Below are 18909 nucleotides of genomic sequence, written 5' to 3'. Positions count from 1 at the left end.
ATGGCTACTTTAAATCCACGTGACGTTGTCATCGTCGATGGCGTACGTTCAGCAATGGGTAAAACCAAAAACGGTATGTTCCGCAATGTACGTGCGGACAGCCTGTCTGCTGAACTTGTCCGTGCCCTGATGGTACGTAACGAATTCGACCCGAATGAAGTTGAAGACGTGATCTGGGGCTGTGTGAATCAGACCCTGGAACAAGGGATGAACATTGCCCGTAATATCGCATTACTGGCGGACTTGCCGAAAACTGTGGCTGGTCAAACCGTGAACCGTTTGTGTGGTTCGTCTATGCAGGCGATTCATACTGCGGCTGCGCAAATTGCCACCAATCAGGGTGATATCTTCATCATTGGTGGTGTCGAGCACATGGGTCACGTTGGCATGATGCACGGTATCGACCTGAACCCGGAAGCGTCTAAGCATTATGCCAAAGCGTCCAACATGATGGGCTTGACTGCGGAAATGCTGGGTCGCATGAATGGCATTAGCCGTGAGGAACAGGATGCCTTTGGTGTGGAATCACATCGTCGTGCCTGGGCTGCGACTGAAAATGGTCTGTTCCAGAACGAGATTGTGGGCATTGAAGGTCACAACGCTGATGGTTATAAAGTTCTATGTGATATCGATGAAGTGATCCGTCCGGATGCCAACATCGAATCATTCCGTGCTTTACGTCCAGTGTTCGATCCGAAAGGCGGTACAGTGACTGCGGCAACCTCTTCAGCCTTGTCTGATGGTGCTTCTGCAATGTTGCTCATGTCTTATGAGCGTGCACAAGCCTTAGGTCTTAAGCCACGTGCCGTGATCCGCTCTATGGCAGTTGCAGGTTGTGATGCTGCGATCATGGGTTATGGCCCGGTTCCGGCAACGCAAAAAGCCTTGAAACGTGCTGGCCTTGCCATTTCTGATATTCAAACTTTTGAATTGAACGAAGCCTTTGCTGCACAAGGTCTGTCTGTTCTTAAAGGCTTAGGCATTTATGACAAACAGGACATCGTAAACCATAACGGTGGTGCGATTGCGTTGGGTCACCCGCTTGGTTGTTCTGGTGCGCGTATTACCACGTCTTTGCTTAACGTGATGGAACAGCAAGATACGCAAATTGGTCTTGCGACCATGTGTATTGGTTTGGGTCAAGGTATTGCGACAATTATCGAACGTGTTTAATTCTTAAATACTCAGATAAAAATAAACCCCGCTTAGTGCGGGGTTTTTTTATACAAAAAAAAGAAATTGATGCCCTTTCTTTTTTTGATGATGAATCAGGCTCACCGTTTATTTTTTTGAATGATACAAAATCTGCCGAACGGGTAAGATTCGATTGTGCGCATGAATTAGGCCACACCGTTATGCACACACATAACAAATATGTCCGCAATGAAGTAGACAATCGCATTTTAGAAACTGAAGCAGATAAGTTTGCTTCAGAATTTTTAATGCCTACTGAAGGTTTTTTAAGTACAGTTCCTTCTTATTTAACGATTGAAAATATGATCGACTATAAGAAAGTATGGCGAACATGTTTAAAGGCTATAAATTATAAATCGCATAAATTGCAACGTATAACAGATTGGTTTTATCGAAGTAACTCTATGAAAATTAATACCTTAGGTTATCACATTAATGAGCCTAACGAAACTCACCGTGATGAAAGCGTAATGCTTCCTAAATTAATTTTAACATTAGCTTCAGATCCAAAATTTAGTAAGCAGAAAATGCTCGATGAAATTCGTATATCTGAAAAAGACTTTAATGAACTAACATTTGATTCTTTAATTAAATATGAAGAATCTAAACCTCGACCAAAGCTTTATGTCATTAGTTAAAGCTCTTCAGAGCTTTTTTATTTAAACTAGAATGTTATCCCTTTGTAAAATTGGTTTATTTTTCCACCATTAAAATCTTAATTATGAATCGCTTAAATTTTATCTGTGTATGATCAAGCCTCTTTTTTCCTACTTCCTTAAGGGGTTTATATGAACATGCTTAAAACAATGCTTGCGACTGCAATCGTAGCAACTTCTGCATCTGCAATGGCAACTGAAGCTCAAGTAGCACCTGCTGCTACAACCACTACAGTTCAAACTGTTGCTACAGAAGCGGTTGCGCCTGTGCAAGCAAAAGTTGAAGCTGCTCAAGCCACTGCTACAGATGCAAAACAAGTAACTGAAGCGAAAGTTGAAACAGTAAAAGCTGAAACAACTGCTCAAGTAGAAACTGCACAAGCAACCGCAGAACAACAAGTTGAAGCTGCAAAAACAGAAGTAGCAGAAGCAAAAGACGCAACTGTTGAAACTGCTGCTGAAGTAAAAGACGCGACTACTGAGAAAGCCGAAGCTGCTCAAGCAGAAGTAAAAGCTGAGAAAAAAGGCTGGTTCTCTTGGTTTAAAAAAGCGGCTTAAGCTTTTTAAAAGCATAAAAAAGATGTCATTACGACATCTTTTTTTGTTTTATGTAGTCTCATTTAAGCTCAAGAATTTAAAAAAATCCTCAATCTTCTATTCAACCTTCTGCGCCAGCATGGTGGCAAAGTGCTGTTTAATCCGTTGGCCTTGTGCATCCACCCGATGCAGCTCACCAATATTTTCATTGTATTTCACAATCTTCCAGTCCTCATAATAAGCCCGCAACTCCCCCGGCTTAAAGCTAAATGGAAAATCGGGCTGTACCTGAATCTCTGGCGTATCCATCGCACAAACAATCAGGTTATAACCACCCGGCACGGTGGCCTGCTGCATCTGCGCAATCAAGGGTGCAATGGTTTTGGCCTCGAGGAACATCATCACCACGGTGCAGTAAATGAAGTCATACTGGCCTGTAATACTGGTATCTGTGTTGAGATCACGGCGCTGGATCTGCACGTGATCAATGTGCTCCGTCTGCACAATCTGTCTTAAGGTCTGCAAACTGTTTTCATTGACATCCCAGGCTTCGACATTAAAACCATTCTGACTTAAATACAGTGCATTACGTCCTGTACCGCAACCGACGTCCAGCGCACGGCCACCCTTTAAATAGGGCATGGCCGCCAGCACTTCAGAATGGGTAGGATTCAACTGATATTTTTTGATGAAGTAATCTTCAGGCCGGCAATAAAAACGCAGCTGGCATTCGACATCCTCGCTGGCAGAAACAATCTTGTGCCAAGCCTCAGGTTCAATAAATGGCGGTTGCTGTTCTGGTGTAAATACATGTTCAGATTGCACCACACCGGATGCTTCCAGCATGGCAAAACGCAGCTCGCCTTTAAGTAGCGTCAGTTTGGCCCAAGTCCCTGCTTTGGTATTGTGCTGATTCTTGAAGCCCTGAGGAATACTCTTTTCTGTCCAGACCGGAAGTTGCTTATAACAAATCAGTTCTTGCATCAATATCGCCCTCCATCTCATGCATGCGCCGCCTGTCATGCTTATAGCGACGGTTTTATTCATTTCAGCATAGCTGGTTCAGGCCGGAATTGGAATCAGCGCTTATTTACGCTGTGCCAATACAGCAGCAAGATGCAGACCAAATCTGGAAAATAAAAAAGCTGCCTCGATCGACAGCTTGAGTTTAGCCAGAGAATGAATAGGGTGACTGGATTAATGCAGTAGTTCTGATTGTAGCCAGCGCATATAATTTTCCTGATCCATAAAATCCGGCGCGCCTTCCAGATCCAGACTGAAATATTGCTGATTAAACTGGATCACAATCTGTTCAGTATAGTGCCAGTCCTCGATCAGCTTGAAATATTGATTCAAGAAAAATCGGCTCCTGCCCTCATTATTCAGACTTTGTAGTTTTGGACATATTTTATTTGCGACAAACTCACCGTACACCTGCTGAATATCAGCAAAAACCTGAATTGTTTGCATGACTCACCTGCTTAAATGTTATGTCGTGATCTGTGCGACACATTCAATTTAAGCACTGAGTTTGAACAGCAGATGACAGTCATGTGGCAATCCTGTGATTGCCTACAGGGTTATAACTTGTTTTCAACCGCTTTCTGGTTTGCTGTCGCAATCTGTTGCATCTGTTTATTCAGATTTAATATTTCTTTATACAGCGCATTAAACTCTTGCACTGCTTTATCTTCATAAAACATGAAGGTTTTATTTTTCTTTTGCCATTTATGCTTTTTCAATACGGCAAACAAGGCATCGGCCTTGGCCAAAGTCTGTTTTTCAATTTCAAAAATGACATGCGCATTACTATTTTGTTGACTATCTTTCAGGGTCTGGCTCAGTTGCTGGCGATAACGGTTTTTAATATCCAGTTGCTGCGCCTTGTCGATCAGTTCGGCATCTCGCTGCTGAATTTTCTGCTGATAGCTGTTGACGATATGATGAACCTGCTTGAGCATGGCTTCAGTTTCTTTATAGTCTTGTGCCTGATCCTTGGCCAGGCGGTCGATATCCAGAAAATTCTGCCAGTTGGCCGCTTTTAAATCACGCAGGTACTGATTCCGCTCCTCGGCACTGTCACGCAATTGACCCAGCATGAATTCAGCCATGATGGCATAGTCTCCATCCAACCGGTCATCTTCAAGCTCAAGCTCAATCGGCTTAGACCAGTCCTGCGCTTGCTGCGCAATGCTCTCGGTCTTTTCTTCAAGCACAGTTTCATATTCGAGCAAATCAGCCTGATGTTTTTTCTGGGCAGAGTTTTGATAAAACAGTCCGATAAAAATTGCCAGTGTCACAGCGGCTAAAATCATAAAAACACGCGGCATGCACATGCTCCCCTGCTGCAAGTTATGTATAGATTTCCTTTTTATCAATATGCTTATTTTTTAAGCATAAATCAATTCTTCTATACAAAACCTCTGCAAAGGCACGGACTGTTCCAAAAGGAAATCAGATCGAAATCCTGTTTTAAACTCACGCTGTATCGTTTGACTTTATCTAGCAAGCGTTTGCCGAACACCATTCATTCAGCAGCGCCCGGTCAATATTATTCAGGTTGAACTGTTCTCGGGCAGTCTGAACTGAAGTTGCATTACGGTTAATGCCAAATGGCACCAGCATCAGATAAATACCATCACGTGGGTCAGCAGAGCGCAAACCATCCGCAATCGCCTGCACATACTGTTGCAGCCCCGGTGGCAGGCTATCCAGTCGTGCCGGATTGCTGCTAGGTAGAATGTCGAGATCACCCGCGAAATCAGTATTGACCGTGTAGTCCTGCAATTCGCGTTCAATCTTCATCATCCGCATCTTTAACGCCTTTTTCTGGCTGGATTGTTGTTGCAGGGGAAGCATGAACTCTGTTTCTTCACGCAATTCACGATCTGCCATCACGGTCAGTGTCGGTAAAGTGACTGAATCTGGTGCGGCATGTGCATCGACCATGCGCAGTGCAGTAAACAGGCTCAGTAACATCAGGAAAGTTGTGCTAAGGGGACGCATAAGGAAAACCTCCGCATCATCATTTCAGGGGGAGAGACCCTATTGTTCCTTAAACTTGTGTAAACATGATCAGTATTACTGTGAGTATTGATACACGGTCATTTCAGCATGATTACTGGCGTATCTTTCGATGCTGGTTTTAAGCGGGCGATTAGAAATTCATGCTCCTTTTACCGTAAATTTTAGCAATAAAAAATCCCCGACTGGCGGGGATGGATAGGTAGCATTGGACAGTATTTCAGGGCTGTTTCGGTAATTGTATGACAGCAGGTACATTAAGGTGATTTTCAAGCAGGTCGATATTCACCTTGTCCAGATTGATCTGGATCTTCATATTGCGATCTGGCTGTAGGCTGTTACTTCGATCAATGCCAAAATTTTCCAGAATGGTATATAACCCTTGGGTTGGATCACTGGATTGCAGTCCCTGGGCAATGGTGAGCACGTACTGCTGTAGTGCCGGTGACAGTGAATCTAGATCAGGGGCTTCTATGGGCTGGATCTCGAGGTTTGCCACCACATCAGGATTGACCATGAAATTCTCTGCATCCCGGGTACCACGAATCACCTGATGCTGTAAGGCGCGCAGATTCTTTTCTTCCTGTACAAAAGGCACATAGCCGGTTTCATTACTCATTTCAGGTTCGGCCATCACGGTCAGGGTCGGTAGCGTCACGACCGCTTGCTTGTCCTCGGCTTGTGCTCCGATGCTGTAAACACCGAGCATGAGTCCGAATATAGACATTTTCATGATATTCATTGGTTTGCCTTTCCCCTATTATTGATGGCCCAAATACTGCAACTGACGATGATCCAGTCTATTTTCAATATTCTTATCTACTAGATTACATTGATTAATTGGATAACTCATGCTTGCTCAGATGAATGGCAACTCATGTGAATTATCCTGAAAGTCAGCAAAGCATGGACTCATCGTCTGAAAGCCGAATAGTGAGGCAAAACCACTGTTTTCAGCTGAAAGACAAAATGACAGGCGAAAAAAAACCTCAAACAATGTTTGAGGTTTTTTCGAATATGGTGGCGAGACCCAGGATCGAACTGGGGACACACGGATTTTCAATCCGTTGCTCTACCTACTGAGCTATCACGCCGATGCGGTGTATTAAGCCGTATCTGGCTGCATTAGTCAATCAAAATTATAAAAAAAATAATTGAATGACTGAATTTTGGTCTAAAAAAAATCCCTGATGGGATCAGGGATTGAAAACTTTAAAATGTTTTAAAATATGGTGGCGAGACCCAGGATCGAACTGGGGACACACGGATTTTCAATCCGTTGCTCTACCTACTGAGCTATCACGCCGATGTCGCGTATTAAACAGTTTCAGCTTTAAATCGTCAAGAGCGCAGAGAATAATTTTCATCAAATGTTTACTTTTCCATCAACTCGCATCAATTTGAGTCATAAATTAAACAGTTTTTACCAAAGACTTCACCAATAAAACAAATCTGCGGTCTTATTTACAAAAAAGCAGCCCGAAGGCTGCGACTGCTTGATCTATTTTTAGATTTTTTCCAGATTGGCCAGACAACGATGGATGGCACCACACCCCGGCACAAAATTCTTGACCCCTTTTTCTTCTTCCATGCGGCAGACTTCACTGACCAGCCTTTCTGCAACGCCACGCCCGCGGTTGGCCGGATGCACCACGATATTTTCCAGAATCCGGCTTTCTCCCTGTCCGGTGCACCAGATTGCCCCGATAATCTTGGTATTAAATTCTGCACTATAAACTGAGGTATACTGTGTAAGGTTTTGCTCTAGTTGTTCCATGGCATCTGCCCCATCGCTAAATTCAGGGCTAGTGTCATACAGTCGCTCAAGCTGGCTGCGCACTTCATCATTTTCTAAAGAAGTATAAGCATGTACGGTAATAGGCATTGATAAACCCTCCTGAGCAATCTAATATGCAGTGACGTCGTCACGGCGAAAATATTTTCTACATCAATCATTTTGACGTATTTGAGGAACGTGTCTATGACAGATCGTATCAGTGAAGTGGTAAGAAATACCAACGAAACCAAAATTCGAGTTCGTTTGAATCTCGACGGTACTGGTCAAGGCACCTTAAACACGGGTATTCCATTTTTAGACCATATGATTGATCAAATCAAGCGTCATGGTTTGTTTGATATTGATATTCATTGTGAAGGCGATCTGGAAATTGATGACCATCATACCGTAGAAGACTGTGGTATTACCTTGGGTCAGGCTTTTGCACAAGCGCTGGGCGATAAAAAAGGCCTGAAACGCTACGGTCACTTTTATGCACCACTCGATGAATCTTTAAGCCGTGTTGTGGTGGATCTGTCCGGTCGTCCAGGCCTGTTTATGGATATTCCATTTACCCGTGCCATGATCGGCCGTTTTGATGTGGATTTATTCTCTGAATTCTTCCAGGGCTTTGTCAATCATTCATTGATGACCGTGCATATCGACAACCTGAAAGGCAAAAACAGCCATCACCAGATCGAAAGCGTATTTAAAGCTTTTGCGCGTGCGCTGCGTATGGCCTGTGAAGTGGATCCGCGTGCTGCGAACACGGTCGCTTCAACCAAAGGAACGCTGTAATGACCCGTATTGCCCTTCTTGATTATGGCATGGGAAATTTGCACTCTGCAGCAAAAGCACTCGAACATGTCGGTGCCACGGTTGATGTGACCAATGATCCCAAATTGATTGCGCAAGCAGACAAAATTGTCTTTCCGGGTGTAGGCGCCATGCGTGACTGTATGCAAGGTATGCATGAAGCAGGTATCGATGAAGTGGTACGCAATGCAGTGTTTAACAAACCAGTACTGGCAATCTGTGTCGGTATGCAGGCCTTGATGCAGCATTCTGAAGAGAATGGTGGCACAAATGCGCTGGGTATTTTCAAAGGTGCGGTCAAGCATTTCCCGGAAATGGCCGGTCTAAAAGTGCCACATATGGGCTGGAATCAGGTACATCAGGCCAATCCAGACCATCCGATGTGGAACAATATTGAACAGGATGCGCGGTTCTACTTTGTACATAGCTACTATGTCGAGCCACAAGATTCAGAGCTGGTAGCTGCCAGCTGTACCTATGGCATCGAGTTCTGTACCGCGATTCATCAAGAAAACCTGTTCGCGACCCAGTTCCATCCGGAAAAGAGCCATACCGCAGGTTTGCAATTACTGAAAAACTTTGTGGACTGGAAAATCTGATTTTCCTTTCACTTAAAAAGCTCGCAGATTGCGGGCTTTTTTATTCATTTAGATTAGTTCACTGCTAGTGATTCTGACTATTTTTTAGTCATTAAAATTGTTATGATGTTGAAGTAACTCATTATATTTAAAAATAATTAAACTCAGGGGAAATACAATAATGAATCCACACTATCCAAGCAATGAATCAGCTTTAAGCCCAAATGGTCGTTTTGGCCGCTTGTCTTATCTCGGCTGGAACATGCTAATGACCTTTTCGCTCCTGATCATCATTGGGATCATTGCAGCTTTTTCACCTGGCCTATTTATGGATAGCTCTGCCTTGGCAGGCTCATCCATGGTTGCAACTGTTCTCATCGGACTCGCTTACTTGGTCATGCTTTATTTTAGTTTTGTTTTTACTATTCGCCGTCTACATGACCGCAATCATACTGGATGGTTATCGCTGCTGATCTTGGTTCCGCTACTCAATCTGATTTTTATCCTTTATCTGATTTTTGCCAAAGGTGATGACAGAAGCAATCAATACGGCCCGCGACGTACCACCAAAGCTTGGGAAAAGGTGTTGGGATTGATTTATGTACTTATTTTTCCAATCGGTATTTTAGCCGCGATTGCAATCCCAGCTTATCAAGACTATGTGACGCGTGCTCAACAGGCGCAGATGGAACAGAGTAGCTATCACACTGATTAATCCTATTTAAATTTTGTATAAAACTCATTCTTTATGGGCTTTATTTTTGCCTAGCGCTAGAAAAGTGATTAAGCTGAACGCATTCATTTCATGATTAATGCGTATGGAACAGCTGCTGGACATTTTACCAAGCAAGGAAAAAATTCAGACCTTTCCTGTATTTCAAAATCTTCCGATGCAACAGATTCAGGTGATTAATAGCCTGGAACAGTGTCATGCCCTTGAACATGAGCTAAAAAGCTGTGCAGTCCTGGGTTTCGATTCTGAATCCAAGCCCACCTTTAAAGTCGGTGAAGTCTCCACTGGGCCACATCTGATTCAGCTGGCGACTTTAGACAAAGCCTATTTATTTCAAATGAGTCCGGCGATCTGGACATTTCTCGTGCCGATTTTTGCCAATCGTGATCAGATCAAGGTTGGTTTTGGCCTGAAAAATGATGCGCATCTGTTTCGTAAACGAGGCATAGAACTGAATAGCGTGATTGAGCTGTCGAAATGCTTCGGTCATTTTGGTCTAAAAAATCCGGTCGGACTGAAAAATGCCATCGCCCTGTTATTTGGACTAAATTTCCCTAAATCGAAACGGATTAGCACTTCCAATTGGGCCAGTAAAAACTTAAGTGCAGCCCAGATTGACTATGCAGCTGCAGATGCCTATGCGCCAGTGTTGGTATTTGAAGAATTGCTGCGCCGAAATCTACTCCCCAAAGAGATTCCGAATACATCACTGAAATTACGTCTACGCCCTTCGTCAAGGCTTTAATGTCTTCAGCACACCGCAACAATGTAACTTTGTGTAAATCAGATTCTGCCCCAAAAGTTGGCAATATTAAGACTGCTTAAATGCCCATCCCAAGTGAATTTAGCAACTTTCAGCGTCTCTTTAACTTGGAACTTAACTTCAGATAGAATCATGCCCAATCTTGAGGCATAAAATCTCAAAAAGCACCATAAAATTCAAATTAATTTACTGATTTTATTTACATTTTAAAACAATAACCATTTTCAAACTTAGCAATTTAAATATATTCAACTTTTTATAATTTCTTTATTTTTCATGATCTATTTGCAGTTTCTCCGTTCTGTTTTTTATTAAAAAATTTGCTAAAACATGAGCCATCTTATTCATCATCCGATCAGGATGTGCATGTTCTAGAGGGTTAATACACATGTTCAGTTTATTGAATGAAAAAATCAGTGGCGTGCTGAGTCTGGCACTGCAAGGGATTACGACAGCACTGGGTGTGCTGACTAAAACGGTGATCACCGTGGTAGATGAAGTGGTATCAACCGTATCGGATCTGACTGCGCCTCTTAGCGCTCAGCTCGGTGCACTGCCCGTTGTCGGAGATCTGCTATCGACCGTCCTGAATGTCAGCACTGGTCTGGTCAGTGGCGTCAGCGCAGGTGTACATGCCATCTCGGACCAGTGGATTGCAGGAGACTTAGCAGGCGGTGTTAATACTGCCTTGAATGGTACGACTGATCTGCTGGGTCAGGGTCTAGGGGGTGTATCTGACATTCTGGACAGTGTGCTTGCCGCTACGGCTCCATTGACTGCTCCATTGGCTAACTTACCGATCCTGGGTGATGTGGTGACCGCGATTGGGCAGACTGGCAGCAATCTAAGTGGTCTGGTCGATGAAACCGGACAATATGTGGCAGCAATCAATCCACTTGAGCTGATTAACAATACCCTAGAAAATCCGGTCGCCAGTGTCGGCGGCGTAATTCAGGATGTATCGGGCACACTGGATGCCCTGCTCAATGACCTGGTTCCGGTCACGGACGTCGCGACCAGCCTGCCAGTTGCAGGTACGGTGGTCGGTTTAGTGGGTGAAACTGTCAGTACAGTCAATCAGGGACTTTATGAGTTGGGAGCGCAGCTGGGCCAAGTCAATTCACTAGACCATCTGTCTCAAACTTATAGCTATGTCTAATCAGTCTGACAGTGAAAATAAAGCAGATCGTATGCGCAGTCGCTGAATCATTAAAAGGATAAAAATAAATTACCTGACTGCGACCTGTCTTCGGACAGGTTTTCTTTATTGATACTGTTTAAGAGTTAGAAATTTCGACTTTATTTGCTAAGATGAACTCACTCAAATTCATTCTAAAGATTAAGCAAGGAGCGAAAGCATGCTGATCATCCCTGCAATTGACCTGAAAGATGGCAAATGTGTCCGTTTAAAACAAGGTCGTATGGAAGACGATACCGTATTTTCTGACGATCCGGTCGCAACAGCACAGCATTGGGTAAATGAAGGCGCTCGCCGCTTGCATTTAGTGGATTTAAACGGTGCTTTCGCAGGTACGCCTATCCATAAGCCAGTGGTTGAAGCCATTGCCAGAGCGCAGCCAGATTTACCGATCCAGATTGGCGGCGGTATCCGTTCGATGGAAACCATCGAGCATTATCTGCAAGCAGGCGTATCTTTTGTGATTATTGGTACCAAAGCAGTTCAGGATCCTGAATTTGTGGAAGAAGCATGCAAAAAATTCGCGGGTCATATCATTGTCGGCATTGATGCCATGAATGGCATGGTGGCAACCGATGGCTGGGCCAATGTGACGGATGTCAAAGCGACAGATCTGGCCAAGCGTTTTGCCGATGCGGGCGTATCCAGCATTGTCTATACTGACATTGCCCGTGATGGCATGATGCAGGGTGTGAATATTGAGCAAACCGTAAATCTGGCACAATATTCAGGTTTACCTGTGATTGCTTCAGGCGGCGTAACCAATATGGATGACGTCCGTAACCTGAAAGATCAGCCGGGTATTCTAGGTGCTATTACTGGTCGTGCCATTTACGAAGGTACATTAAGCCTGCGTGAAGCGCAGTTATTGTTAGATGAACAACAGGCGCTATAATTAAGCCTGCTGCACAAGAGGTCTTCGGGCCTCTTTTTTATTTGTTATTTTCCGATCTCCTGATATGTCGACCCTCATCTCCACTTTTCGCTCTCCCGCTCTGGCAGCCAAACTTCCGCAGCTTGCTTTAATTCTGATTACCCTGATCTGGGGCGGCAGTTTTATTACCGTACAATACGGGCTGAATTTTAGCAGCCCGATTATGTTTGTTGGGCTGCGTTTTGCTGCAGCCGCCATTGCCGTGACCCTGATCTCATTAAAATCTTTAAAAGGCATGACCCTCAAGGAAATTATTGCCGGCGCGGTGATTGGGCTCATGATCGCCATCGGTTACGGCACCCAAACCGTGGGATTGCAAACGATTAGCAGCAGCGAGTCTGCTTTTTTAACCGCCTTGTATGTTCCACTGGTACCAATCCTGCTCTGGCTGCTGTTTGGTCAAAAACCACAGGTGATGACCTGGATCGGGGCATTGTTTGCCTTTATCGGGTTAGTGTTTTTGACTGGTAATGGCTTTGCAGCAATTCAGCTCAGTTTTGGACAAACTTTGACTTTACTTGGCTCCATTGCCATTGCCCTGGAGATTATTTTGATCAGTTATTTTGCTGAGCAGGTGAATGTACGCCGGGTCACAGTGCTGCAACTGATTTTTGCGTCCTTGTTCTGCTTTATGATTGCACCTGTTTTAGGTGAATCTCAGCTACCTGAATTTCACTGGCATCTGGCAGGCATTTTAGTCGGTTTAGGCATTGCCAGTGCGATGATTCAACTGGTTATGAACTGGGCACAACGTAGGGTAGCTCCATCACAGGCAGCAATTATCTATGCCGGTGAACCGGTATGGGCAGCACTTTTTGGCCGACTTGCAGGAGAACGCCTACCTGCACTGGCACTGTTGGGCGGATTGATGGTGGTACTGGGCGTAATTGCCAGTGAATGGAAACCGAAGTTTTTAAAGCGGAAAGTAAAAGAATAAATCACTTAATTTCCTATTTTTAATCCCCCTAAATTCCCCTTTTAAGAAAGGGGAATTTTTTATATTTAATTTTAGAAAGACACCATCTTGCCCGGATTTACCAGTGCTCCCAGTCCATAGGCAGTTTTGGCAATTGGAATCACCACAGGGGCAAGTGTGCGACCAAACAACATATCCTGATGCTGAATAGTGGTCAGCATATTGAAATCATCTGCCTTGCCACAGAAATCATCTGCAATCGCTTTACCGATACGCACCGTTTGCGCCACACCATGCCCACTCCAGCCTTGCACGGCATAAATCGGGAATTTATGGCCAAATTTACGGCTGTCGGCTGCACCATTCATGGTCAGATCCGTGGTTCCACTCCAGACAAAATCCAGCTCAACCTGTTTTAATTGTGGGAATACATGCTGAATTCGACCTAACAAATACTGATGGGTTTTTTCAGGACTCCAACACGAACCTGTCCCTTCACCACCAAATAAAATTCGGTTTTGAGACACACCCCGGTAATAATCAATCTGGAACTGGGTGTCGTAGACAGGCGCATCGGTTGGCAATAGCTCTTTTAAATTTACTTCTAAAGGCGCTGTGGTACATACATAAGTATAAAATGGAATTGTGGTCTGATTATTCTTTTGCAGCAGTTTAAACGAAGCATGATGTACGCCCATGACCACACTCTTACGCGCTTTTATTACGCCACTTATGGTCGTGACATAAATCCCATCTTCACGCTCTTCTACTGACACCACTTCAGTTTGTTCAAACACCTGTCCACCGTTTTGGCAGAAGCCATAAACCAGTCCACGGTTCAGTGCGAGTGGATGGATATGTCCCCCCAGCGAGTCAATTAGACCACCACAATAATTCTCTGAAGCAATATGCTGTTTCAGCTCATGCTCACCGACAATTTTGGTGTGGTCTTCACCTAAAAATTTACGTGCATCTGCCCCTCGAGTTAAACCAACCAAGTGCCCTTCATGCACTGCTGCGGTAATATGTCCACGTTTACGCTGTAGCTCAAGTTGGTATTTTGCTGCAATGTCATCGATTAAAGACATCGCTTCAGTAGAGCTAAAGTGCCAGAGTTTTTTTGCATCTGCATAGCTGAAATGCTCAATCATTTCTGACGCTTCCCAACGCGCTAGCCCCGGTGTGAGCTGTCCACCATTACGTCCTGAAGCAGCGCCACCAATGCGATTTTTTTCTACCAAAATGGTATCTATGCCATGTTCAGACAGATGGAGTGCTGTCGATGCTCCAAGTAGCCCACCACCAATCACCACCACATCACATTCAAGATCGGCATTTAAACCTGGAAACGCATGCCCAGTTTCGAGTGAGCTTTCATAGTAATTGGCAGGATGTTCAAAATTGCCATGTTTGGGATTAATCCAGTTCCACTCTTTGCCACTCTGTGTATTAATACTGGCTTTAAACTCGACATCTTCAATAAATTTTGGTTTATTCATTTCATCTTCTCACTATTACTTCAATACAATTGATTCGATTTTAGTAAGCACTACTAATCACAATATTCTGTTTACGCAGACGCTTATACATATAGAGCAGCACGCCTACTGCGAGCCAAATACAGCCACAGATCAAAGCTGACATTTCCAGGTTGATCCATAAACCCAACATCACGCCCACCGAAAGCAGGGGCAAAACCAAGTTAAGGAAGACATTTTTTAAGCCTTGACGCTGTTTGTCCTGAACAAAGAATTTTACAAATACCGAGAAATTCACTGCAGTAAAGGCAATCAGGGCACCAAAACTCACCATACTCACCACTGTCGCAAGATCAAGGCTGATGGCGAGGAGTGAAGTTAAGCCAATGAACAGCACGGCATAAAGTGGTGTACCCAACTTGTTATGCACTTGACCGAATGTGCCTTTATGGAAAATTCCGTCACGTCCCATGATATGGATTAAACGCGAGGCACTGGCATGAGTCGCCAAACCTGAAGCAAAGGTATTCATGATTTGCGCGCAGAGGAACACCGCCTGAAATAGTGCCCCACCGACATACATCACAATTTCAGGCAATGCTTCATCGGGGTTGTTAAAGCGGACATTGCTGGGGAAATACAACTGGATAAACCACGATGCCGAGAAGAAAATCACCCCGCCTGTCAACGTGGTCAGCATTACAGCACGTGGAATATTTTTTTTCGGGTCTTTAGTTTCGTGTGATATTGTCGTCACGGCATCAAAGCCCAGAAACGAGAAACATAAAATTGATGCCCCGGCAATTAACGGCAATATACTGCTATCGCCGTTCAATAATGGCGTCATGGTCAGGACGTGATGATAACCTTGCTCCGTACCTATGCCCTTGATCACCAGATAGATAAACAGCAGCATTAAAATCAAGGGAGCCACCACAAAAACCAGGCTTAAGTTCGCCAAGATATTAATGCGGAAACAGTTAATCAGGGTCACCAAACCGGTAAAGATACAGACCCACACCCAATATGGCACGCCTGGAATCAGGGCTTCCAAATAGATCCCGGCCAGTAAAGCATTCACGAGCGGCAGCAATATATAATCCATTAAGGCACACCAGCCAACAAAGAAACCGGCTTTCGGCCCGCAAGATTCCGCCGTATAAGTATACGCCGAGCCCGGTTTTTCTGTCTGGCGACTAAAGCGCGCATAGCTGAATGCCGTTAACAGCATGGCACCTAAGGCAAGGATATACGCGAGTGGAACACGTCCCGCAGTGATGCCGGAAACAATCCCAAAGGTATCAAAAACAACCATCGGGGTCATATATGCCACACCAATGATCACGACCTGCCACAAAGACATTTTTTTGAAAGCAACTTGTGCTTTTTCCATTGATGTCACCTGAACATTATTTATTTTCGTTATTTGTTCAATTGCAATGACTATGCCATATAATAAAAATATAAATAAATTGAGTGAGGATGGAAAATGCCAAAGTACAATTTAGAAACTCGAATTGCAGCCATTCAGATGTATAAAAAGACCGATTACAAGGTGGCTGTCTGTAAAGAATTTGGCATCTCTCGGGTGACTCTGGATGCATGGATCCGCCTTGAAGAAGAAACTGGCGACTTGGTCCAGAAACCTGTAAAAAACCGCGGCGCACCGGGCCATATTAAAGATTGGAATGAATTTCAAGTGTTTGTAAGATCTTTAAAATTTCAAAATATTAGTGATTTGGTTCCAATATTTGAACAGCGCTTTGGTTATGCAGTTTCTTATGCGGTTCTGGTGCGTGCTATTCATGTTTTAGGCATGCGTCGCCGTCGTGGTCGCTTTTATTCTTAAATTAAAAATGAGCCCGACAATAAAATAATTCGACCTGTTAAATTTAAAAAAATAAATGTACATTAATGTAAGTTTTATTTATTAAAAACGTAAACTATATTTATTAAAAAAGTAAATTTATAAAACAAAAAAGTAAAGTCTAAATATTAAAAATGTAAATTTATAAAATTAAAAATATTTAGCAATGTTCGTCATTATGTTCAATGATGATAAGAATTGCTCCCTAAAATAGAGCAAGCTTGAATAAAAGTGGTGCGAGTTGGTAATTTTTTCAGCCTATGCAGACAGATGGAATCCGTTCTATTGCATGAGGCATAAAAAAGCAGCACTTTGGCTGCTTTTTCTACAATAAAATTTAGGATTTATACATCGGTCGATTGTCATTCAAGCGCATGATGCCACGAATCGCCCGATACACAATCCAGATCCAGGCCAGAAAGACCACCAACAAACAGAAAGCGGATGCACCAAATGCCACGCCTGCAAACAGGTTCGGATCTTCGCCAGTAAAGAACAGAAACAAAAATGGAATAAAGGCAATGATATTCCAGACCAGATACCACCAGAAACTGCGGATCTGCCAGGTGAAGTGGCTTTCAAAAATTGAACCACGTACATCGCGACGTTTGACATAGTTAATGATCAACGCCACGACAGCCAAGAGGCCAGCACTAAAAATGGCCACAATATATAAAATGTACAGTGCAAAAGTCAGTGTGCGATTTGGGTCTTTATCAATGGAATAGTTCACGTCCCCTCCTGATCTTTCCCCTAAATATTTAAACTGTTAAATGGGGAAATTAGCCATATAATCAAAATGATGTTAAAGGCTATAGTACAAAAATATATCTGACGGAATGGTTGTTTTTGTGTTTTATGTCGCAGTTTTTGCTGTGCCAACCATGCCGCAGGCCAACCACCTAAAAAAGCCACCAGATGCAGGGTATTTTCCGGAATACGTTGCTTACCCGATTGCGCCGCTTCCTTGTCCTGCGCATACAACCAGTAACTCAATGCATTCATCAAACTGATCAGCAACAAGACCAGTCCGCTGAGCAGACCGCCCAAAGTCAATGCGGTCAGCAACAGAATATAAACCACACAGGCAATCTGCATCGGTTGTAATTTCTGTGACTGCTGTTGCTTGGAGGGTTTGAATTTAACCTGAGACATTTTGGTTTGCGATGCTTTCAGATACATGACCTGCTGTGCTTTGTATCGTCCGCGCTCATCTAAAATGACCGTGTAATCTAAGGCACAGCCGACGATCGGACGCGGACCTTGCTTGGCAAAGTCCTTGATATGCAGAAATACGCGATCTTTGGCCGAATCATTGGGCTGAATAAAGCCATAACCCTTGTCATCAAACCACTCTACTAAACGTCCCTGATCGCGCATATCCCCTGTCCTTTTGTCTTTATAAATTTTAAATATTTAAGCTGTAACGAATTTTAATCGCTCAATCAACATATTACGCATCTCGACTGGATTTTTTTGCAAAATATCTTCGCCAGTACGACCCAGTGCCGCGTTACGCTGTGCCACCTGTAAACGCATCATCCAGAAACGTCCTGCGGCCATGGCCAAGTACAACTCTAAACATGATTTTTCATCTGCTGTTAAGGGGCGGACGCTTTCATAGGCATTTAAAAAGGCAATGGCTTTTTCTTCGTTTAAAGTGACATCCGGATAGTTGGTGCAAAAGTCATTTAAAGTAATCGCGATATCAAATAAAAATTCATCTTTGTTTAGTTCATAAAAATCCAGAATACCGTTGAGTTGATCACCCTCAAATAAGGTATTGTCCCGGAACAGATCGGAATGAATAAAGCCACGTGGACGATCTGGATAGACTGCTGTTAAAGCGTCATACAGGCCTAAAAGCTTGCCGAGCAACACTTTATCGGCCGGACTTAAACTTGGTTTGATTTCTTGGGACACGGCCAGCCAATACGCATGATCACGCACGAAATTACGTTCTAATTTGAAGTCCTGCAATGCCACATGCATTTTTGCCTGCGCCACTGCAATTGCTTCAACTTGTGCCACGGTCGATGGCATGGGATGCTCACCCAATAGGCGCGGTGCAATCTGTGCCGGTTTATCTTTAATACTATGAATAGCCTTGCCTGAATGCGATAAAGGCACCGGAACGGCCAAGCCTGCTTTGCCCAAATGTTGTAATACAGGCACAAGTTCCCCTGCCGCCTGTTCATCCATATCCTCAAACACGGTCAGCACATAGTGTGCGTCTTCGCAGACCAAAAAATAGTTGGTATTTTGAATACCGCCTTGAATCGGAATCAGATCAACCGCCTTTAAACCGTAGGGCGCTGCAAAATCCTGAACTTCCTTTAAAGTCAAAGTGGTATAAACCGACATAGAAAACCTGCGAAAAAACTTACATAATTTTGCTAGAATACCGTTTCCATCTGCCAAGGTGTAGCGCTTGCGTG

The 18909-nt window shown here is 43.8% G+C and carries 21 protein-coding genes, 2 tRNA genes and 1 pseudogene; 11 read left to right on the top strand and 13 right to left on the bottom strand.

Annotation, left to right across the window (positions count from 1 at the left end; translation table 11 throughout):
• The 3 genes and pseudogenes from fadA (at position 1) to FTU87_RS03810 (ending at position 2408) form a co-directional block, all read left to right on the top strand.
• Entirely contained in the window at positions 1-1173 is a 1173-nt protein-coding gene (fadA, locus tag FTU87_RS03820) for an acetyl-CoA C-acyltransferase FadA (protein ID WP_005095215.1), read from the top strand.
• Between the two features lie 59 nt (positions 1174-1232).
• Positions 1233-1832 (top strand): annotated as a pseudogene (locus FTU87_RS03815) (ImmA/IrrE family metallo-endopeptidase); the annotation flags it as partial.
• Positions 1833-1982: 150 nt separating this feature from the next.
• Entirely contained in the window at positions 1983-2408 is a 426-nt protein-coding gene (locus tag FTU87_RS03810) for a hypothetical protein (RefSeq protein WP_005173119.1), read from the top strand.
• Between the two features lie 96 nt (positions 2409-2504).
• On the opposite strand, the gene tehB is transcribed toward FTU87_RS03810, so the two are convergent.
• The 8 genes from tehB to FTU87_RS03770 form a co-directional block, all read right to left on the bottom strand.
• Positions 2505-3371 carry an SAM-dependent methyltransferase TehB gene (gene tehB / locus FTU87_RS03805; RefSeq protein WP_180096690.1) on the bottom strand — a complete coding sequence of 289 codons (867 nt, stop codon included), beginning with the start codon at positions 3369-3371 and terminating at the stop codon, positions 2505-2507.
• A gap of 213 nt (positions 3372-3584) precedes the next feature.
• Complete coding sequence (locus tag FTU87_RS03800; RefSeq protein ID WP_005095207.1) at positions 3585-3857, bottom strand: hypothetical protein; 273 nt, start codon at positions 3855-3857, stop codon at positions 3585-3587.
• A gap of 110 nt (positions 3858-3967) precedes the next feature.
• A complete protein-coding gene (locus tag FTU87_RS03795; RefSeq protein WP_180096689.1) occupies positions 3968-4717 on the bottom strand; it encodes a hypothetical protein in 750 nt (249 codons plus the stop codon).
• A 172-nt stretch (positions 4718-4889) separates the two neighbouring features.
• Positions 4890-5393 carry a hypothetical protein gene (locus FTU87_RS03790; RefSeq protein ID WP_100354900.1) on the bottom strand — a complete coding sequence of 168 codons (504 nt, stop codon included), beginning with the start codon at positions 5391-5393 and terminating at the stop codon, positions 4890-4892.
• 238 nt (positions 5394-5631) lie between these two features.
• Positions 5632-6153, bottom strand: a complete 522-nt coding sequence (locus tag FTU87_RS03785; protein ID WP_100354901.1) for a hypothetical protein — start codon at positions 6151-6153, stop codon at positions 5632-5634.
• Between the two features lie 276 nt (positions 6154-6429).
• A tRNA-Phe gene (locus tag FTU87_RS03780) sits at positions 6430-6505 on the bottom strand.
• A gap of 136 nt (positions 6506-6641) precedes the next feature.
• A tRNA-Phe gene (locus FTU87_RS03775) sits at positions 6642-6717 on the bottom strand.
• A gap of 201 nt (positions 6718-6918) precedes the next feature.
• Positions 6919-7296 carry a GNAT family N-acetyltransferase gene (locus FTU87_RS03770; protein ID WP_005095200.1) on the bottom strand — a complete coding sequence of 126 codons (378 nt, stop codon included), beginning with the start codon at positions 7294-7296 and terminating at the stop codon, positions 6919-6921.
• A gap of 96 nt (positions 7297-7392) precedes the next feature.
• On the opposite strand from FTU87_RS03770, the gene hisB reads away from it, so the two are divergent.
• The 7 genes from hisB (at position 7393) to FTU87_RS03735 (ending at position 13147) form a co-directional block, all read left to right on the top strand.
• Positions 7393-7986 carry an imidazoleglycerol-phosphate dehydratase HisB gene (gene hisB / locus FTU87_RS03765; protein WP_005095198.1) on the top strand — a complete coding sequence of 198 codons (594 nt, stop codon included), beginning with the start codon at positions 7393-7395 and terminating at the stop codon, positions 7984-7986.
• The gene (hisH, locus tag FTU87_RS03760) at positions 7986-8603 is read left to right on the top strand and encodes an imidazole glycerol phosphate synthase subunit HisH (protein ID WP_074383909.1); all 618 of its coding nucleotides are present in this window, start codon (positions 7986-7988) and stop codon (positions 8601-8603) included. The genes hisB and hisH overlap by 1 nt, the downstream gene beginning before the upstream one ends.
• Before the next feature lie 160 nt (positions 8604-8763).
• Positions 8764-9297, top strand: coding sequence for a DUF805 domain-containing protein (locus FTU87_RS03755; RefSeq protein WP_005173134.1), 534 nt, complete (start codon positions 8764-8766; stop codon positions 9295-9297).
• Between the two features lie 103 nt (positions 9298-9400).
• A complete protein-coding gene (locus FTU87_RS03750; RefSeq protein WP_180096688.1) occupies positions 9401-10060 on the top strand; it encodes a 3'-5' exonuclease in 660 nt (219 codons plus the stop codon).
• Positions 10061-10466: 406 nt separating this feature from the next.
• Entirely contained in the window at positions 10467-11237 is a 771-nt protein-coding gene (locus FTU87_RS03745; protein ID WP_074383907.1) for a hypothetical protein, read from the top strand.
• 199 nt (positions 11238-11436) lie between these two features.
• On the top strand, positions 11437-12171 hold the full coding sequence (gene hisA / locus FTU87_RS03740) for a 1-(5-phosphoribosyl)-5-[(5-phosphoribosylamino)methylideneamino]imidazole-4-carboxamide isomerase (protein WP_074383906.1): 735 nt from the start codon (positions 11437-11439) through the stop codon (positions 12169-12171).
• Positions 12172-12235: 64 nt separating this feature from the next.
• Positions 12236-13147 carry a DMT family transporter gene (locus FTU87_RS03735; protein ID WP_180096687.1) on the top strand — a complete coding sequence of 304 codons (912 nt, stop codon included), beginning with the start codon at positions 12236-12238 and terminating at the stop codon, positions 13145-13147.
• Positions 13148-13218: 71 nt separating this feature from the next.
• Here the strand turns inward: FTU87_RS03735 and FTU87_RS03730 are convergent, their stop codons facing one another.
• Together FTU87_RS03730 and FTU87_RS03725 are read right to left on the bottom strand one after the other, a co-directional pair.
• Positions 13219-14625, bottom strand: a complete 1407-nt coding sequence (locus FTU87_RS03730; protein WP_180096686.1) for an FAD-binding oxidoreductase — start codon at positions 14623-14625, stop codon at positions 13219-13221.
• A gap of 40 nt (positions 14626-14665) precedes the next feature.
• Positions 14666-15997 carry an APC family permease gene (locus FTU87_RS03725; RefSeq protein ID WP_180096685.1) on the bottom strand — a complete coding sequence of 444 codons (1332 nt, stop codon included), beginning with the start codon at positions 15995-15997 and terminating at the stop codon, positions 14666-14668.
• A 96-nt stretch (positions 15998-16093) separates the two neighbouring features.
• On the opposite strand from FTU87_RS03725, the gene FTU87_RS03720 reads away from it, so the two are divergent.
• The gene (locus FTU87_RS03720) at positions 16094-16453 is read left to right on the top strand and encodes a helix-turn-helix domain-containing protein (RefSeq protein ID WP_005095181.1); all 360 of its coding nucleotides are present in this window, start codon (positions 16094-16096) and stop codon (positions 16451-16453) included.
• 355 nt (positions 16454-16808) lie between these two features.
• Here FTU87_RS03720 and FTU87_RS03715 read toward each other — a convergent pair whose 3' ends face one another.
• The 3 genes from FTU87_RS03715 to FTU87_RS03705 are packed head-to-tail and all read right to left on the bottom strand — an operon-like array spanning position 16809 to position 18835.
• Positions 16809-17204, bottom strand: a complete 396-nt coding sequence (locus tag FTU87_RS03715) for a hypothetical protein (RefSeq protein ID WP_005095179.1) — start codon at positions 17202-17204, stop codon at positions 16809-16811.
• Between the two features lie 20 nt (positions 17205-17224).
• Positions 17225-17851 carry a DUF1294 domain-containing protein gene (locus FTU87_RS03710; protein ID WP_074383901.1) on the bottom strand — a complete coding sequence of 209 codons (627 nt, stop codon included), beginning with the start codon at positions 17849-17851 and terminating at the stop codon, positions 17225-17227.
• A gap of 36 nt (positions 17852-17887) precedes the next feature.
• Positions 17888-18835, bottom strand: coding sequence for a homoserine kinase (locus tag FTU87_RS03705; protein WP_100354909.1), 948 nt, complete (start codon positions 18833-18835; stop codon positions 17888-17890).
• Positions 18836-18909 lie beyond the last annotated feature (74 nt).

This window comes from Acinetobacter sp. YH12156, from assembly GCF_013418235.1.
Lineage (GTDB): Bacteria > Pseudomonadota > Gammaproteobacteria > Pseudomonadales > Moraxellaceae > Acinetobacter > Acinetobacter pseudolwoffii.
The sequence above is the reverse complement of the archived record's forward strand: the minus strand, read 5'-3'. Positions and strand labels throughout refer to the sequence as shown.

What these genes read in the sequence shown, in the direction of transcription:
- fadA (WP_005095215.1), top strand. Translation starts at nt 1, where the DNA reads ATGGCTACTTTAAATCCACGTGACGTTGTCATCGTCGATGGCGTACGT.
- FTU87_RS03810 (WP_005173119.1), top strand. Translation starts at nt 1,983, where the DNA reads ATGAACATGCTTAAAACAATGCTTGCGACTGCAATCGTAGCAACTTCT.
- tehB (WP_180096690.1), bottom strand. Translation starts at nt 3,371, where the DNA reads ATGCAAGAACTGATTTGTTATAAGCAACTTCCGGTCTGGACAGAAAAG.
- FTU87_RS03800 (WP_005095207.1), bottom strand. Translation starts at nt 3,857, where the DNA reads ATGCAAACAATTCAGGTTTTTGCTGATATTCAGCAGGTGTACGGTGAG.
- FTU87_RS03795 (WP_180096689.1), bottom strand. Translation starts at nt 4,717, where the DNA reads ATGCCGCGTGTTTTTATGATTTTAGCCGCTGTGACACTGGCAATTTTT.
- FTU87_RS03790 (WP_100354900.1), bottom strand. Translation starts at nt 5,393, where the DNA reads ATGCGTCCCCTTAGCACAACTTTCCTGATGTTACTGAGCCTGTTTACT.
- FTU87_RS03785 (WP_100354901.1), bottom strand. Translation starts at nt 6,153, where the DNA reads ATGAATATCATGAAAATGTCTATATTCGGACTCATGCTCGGTGTTTAC.
- FTU87_RS03770 (WP_005095200.1), bottom strand. Translation starts at nt 7,296, where the DNA reads ATGCCTATTACCGTACATGCTTATACTTCTTTAGAAAATGATGAAGTG.
- hisB (WP_005095198.1), top strand. Translation starts at nt 7,393, where the DNA reads ATGACAGATCGTATCAGTGAAGTGGTAAGAAATACCAACGAAACCAAA.
- hisH (WP_074383909.1), top strand. Translation starts at nt 7,986, where the DNA reads ATGACCCGTATTGCCCTTCTTGATTATGGCATGGGAAATTTGCACTCT.
- FTU87_RS03755 (WP_005173134.1), top strand. Translation starts at nt 8,764, where the DNA reads ATGAATCCACACTATCCAAGCAATGAATCAGCTTTAAGCCCAAATGGT.
- FTU87_RS03750 (WP_180096688.1), top strand. Translation starts at nt 9,401, where the DNA reads ATGGAACAGCTGCTGGACATTTTACCAAGCAAGGAAAAAATTCAGACC.
- FTU87_RS03745 (WP_074383907.1), top strand. Translation starts at nt 10,467, where the DNA reads ATGTTCAGTTTATTGAATGAAAAAATCAGTGGCGTGCTGAGTCTGGCA.
- hisA (WP_074383906.1), top strand. Translation starts at nt 11,437, where the DNA reads ATGCTGATCATCCCTGCAATTGACCTGAAAGATGGCAAATGTGTCCGT.
- FTU87_RS03735 (WP_180096687.1), top strand. Translation starts at nt 12,236, where the DNA reads ATGTCGACCCTCATCTCCACTTTTCGCTCTCCCGCTCTGGCAGCCAAA.
- FTU87_RS03730 (WP_180096686.1), bottom strand. Translation starts at nt 14,625, where the DNA reads ATGAATAAACCAAAATTTATTGAAGATGTCGAGTTTAAAGCCAGTATT.
- FTU87_RS03725 (WP_180096685.1), bottom strand. Translation starts at nt 15,997, where the DNA reads ATGGAAAAAGCACAAGTTGCTTTCAAAAAAATGTCTTTGTGGCAGGTC.
- FTU87_RS03720 (WP_005095181.1), top strand. Translation starts at nt 16,094, where the DNA reads ATGCCAAAGTACAATTTAGAAACTCGAATTGCAGCCATTCAGATGTAT.
- FTU87_RS03710 (WP_074383901.1), bottom strand. Translation starts at nt 17,851, where the DNA reads ATGCGCGATCAGGGACGTTTAGTAGAGTGGTTTGATGACAAGGGTTAT.
- FTU87_RS03705 (WP_100354909.1), bottom strand. Translation starts at nt 18,835, where the DNA reads ATGTCGGTTTATACCACTTTGACTTTAAAGGAAGTTCAGGATTTTGCA.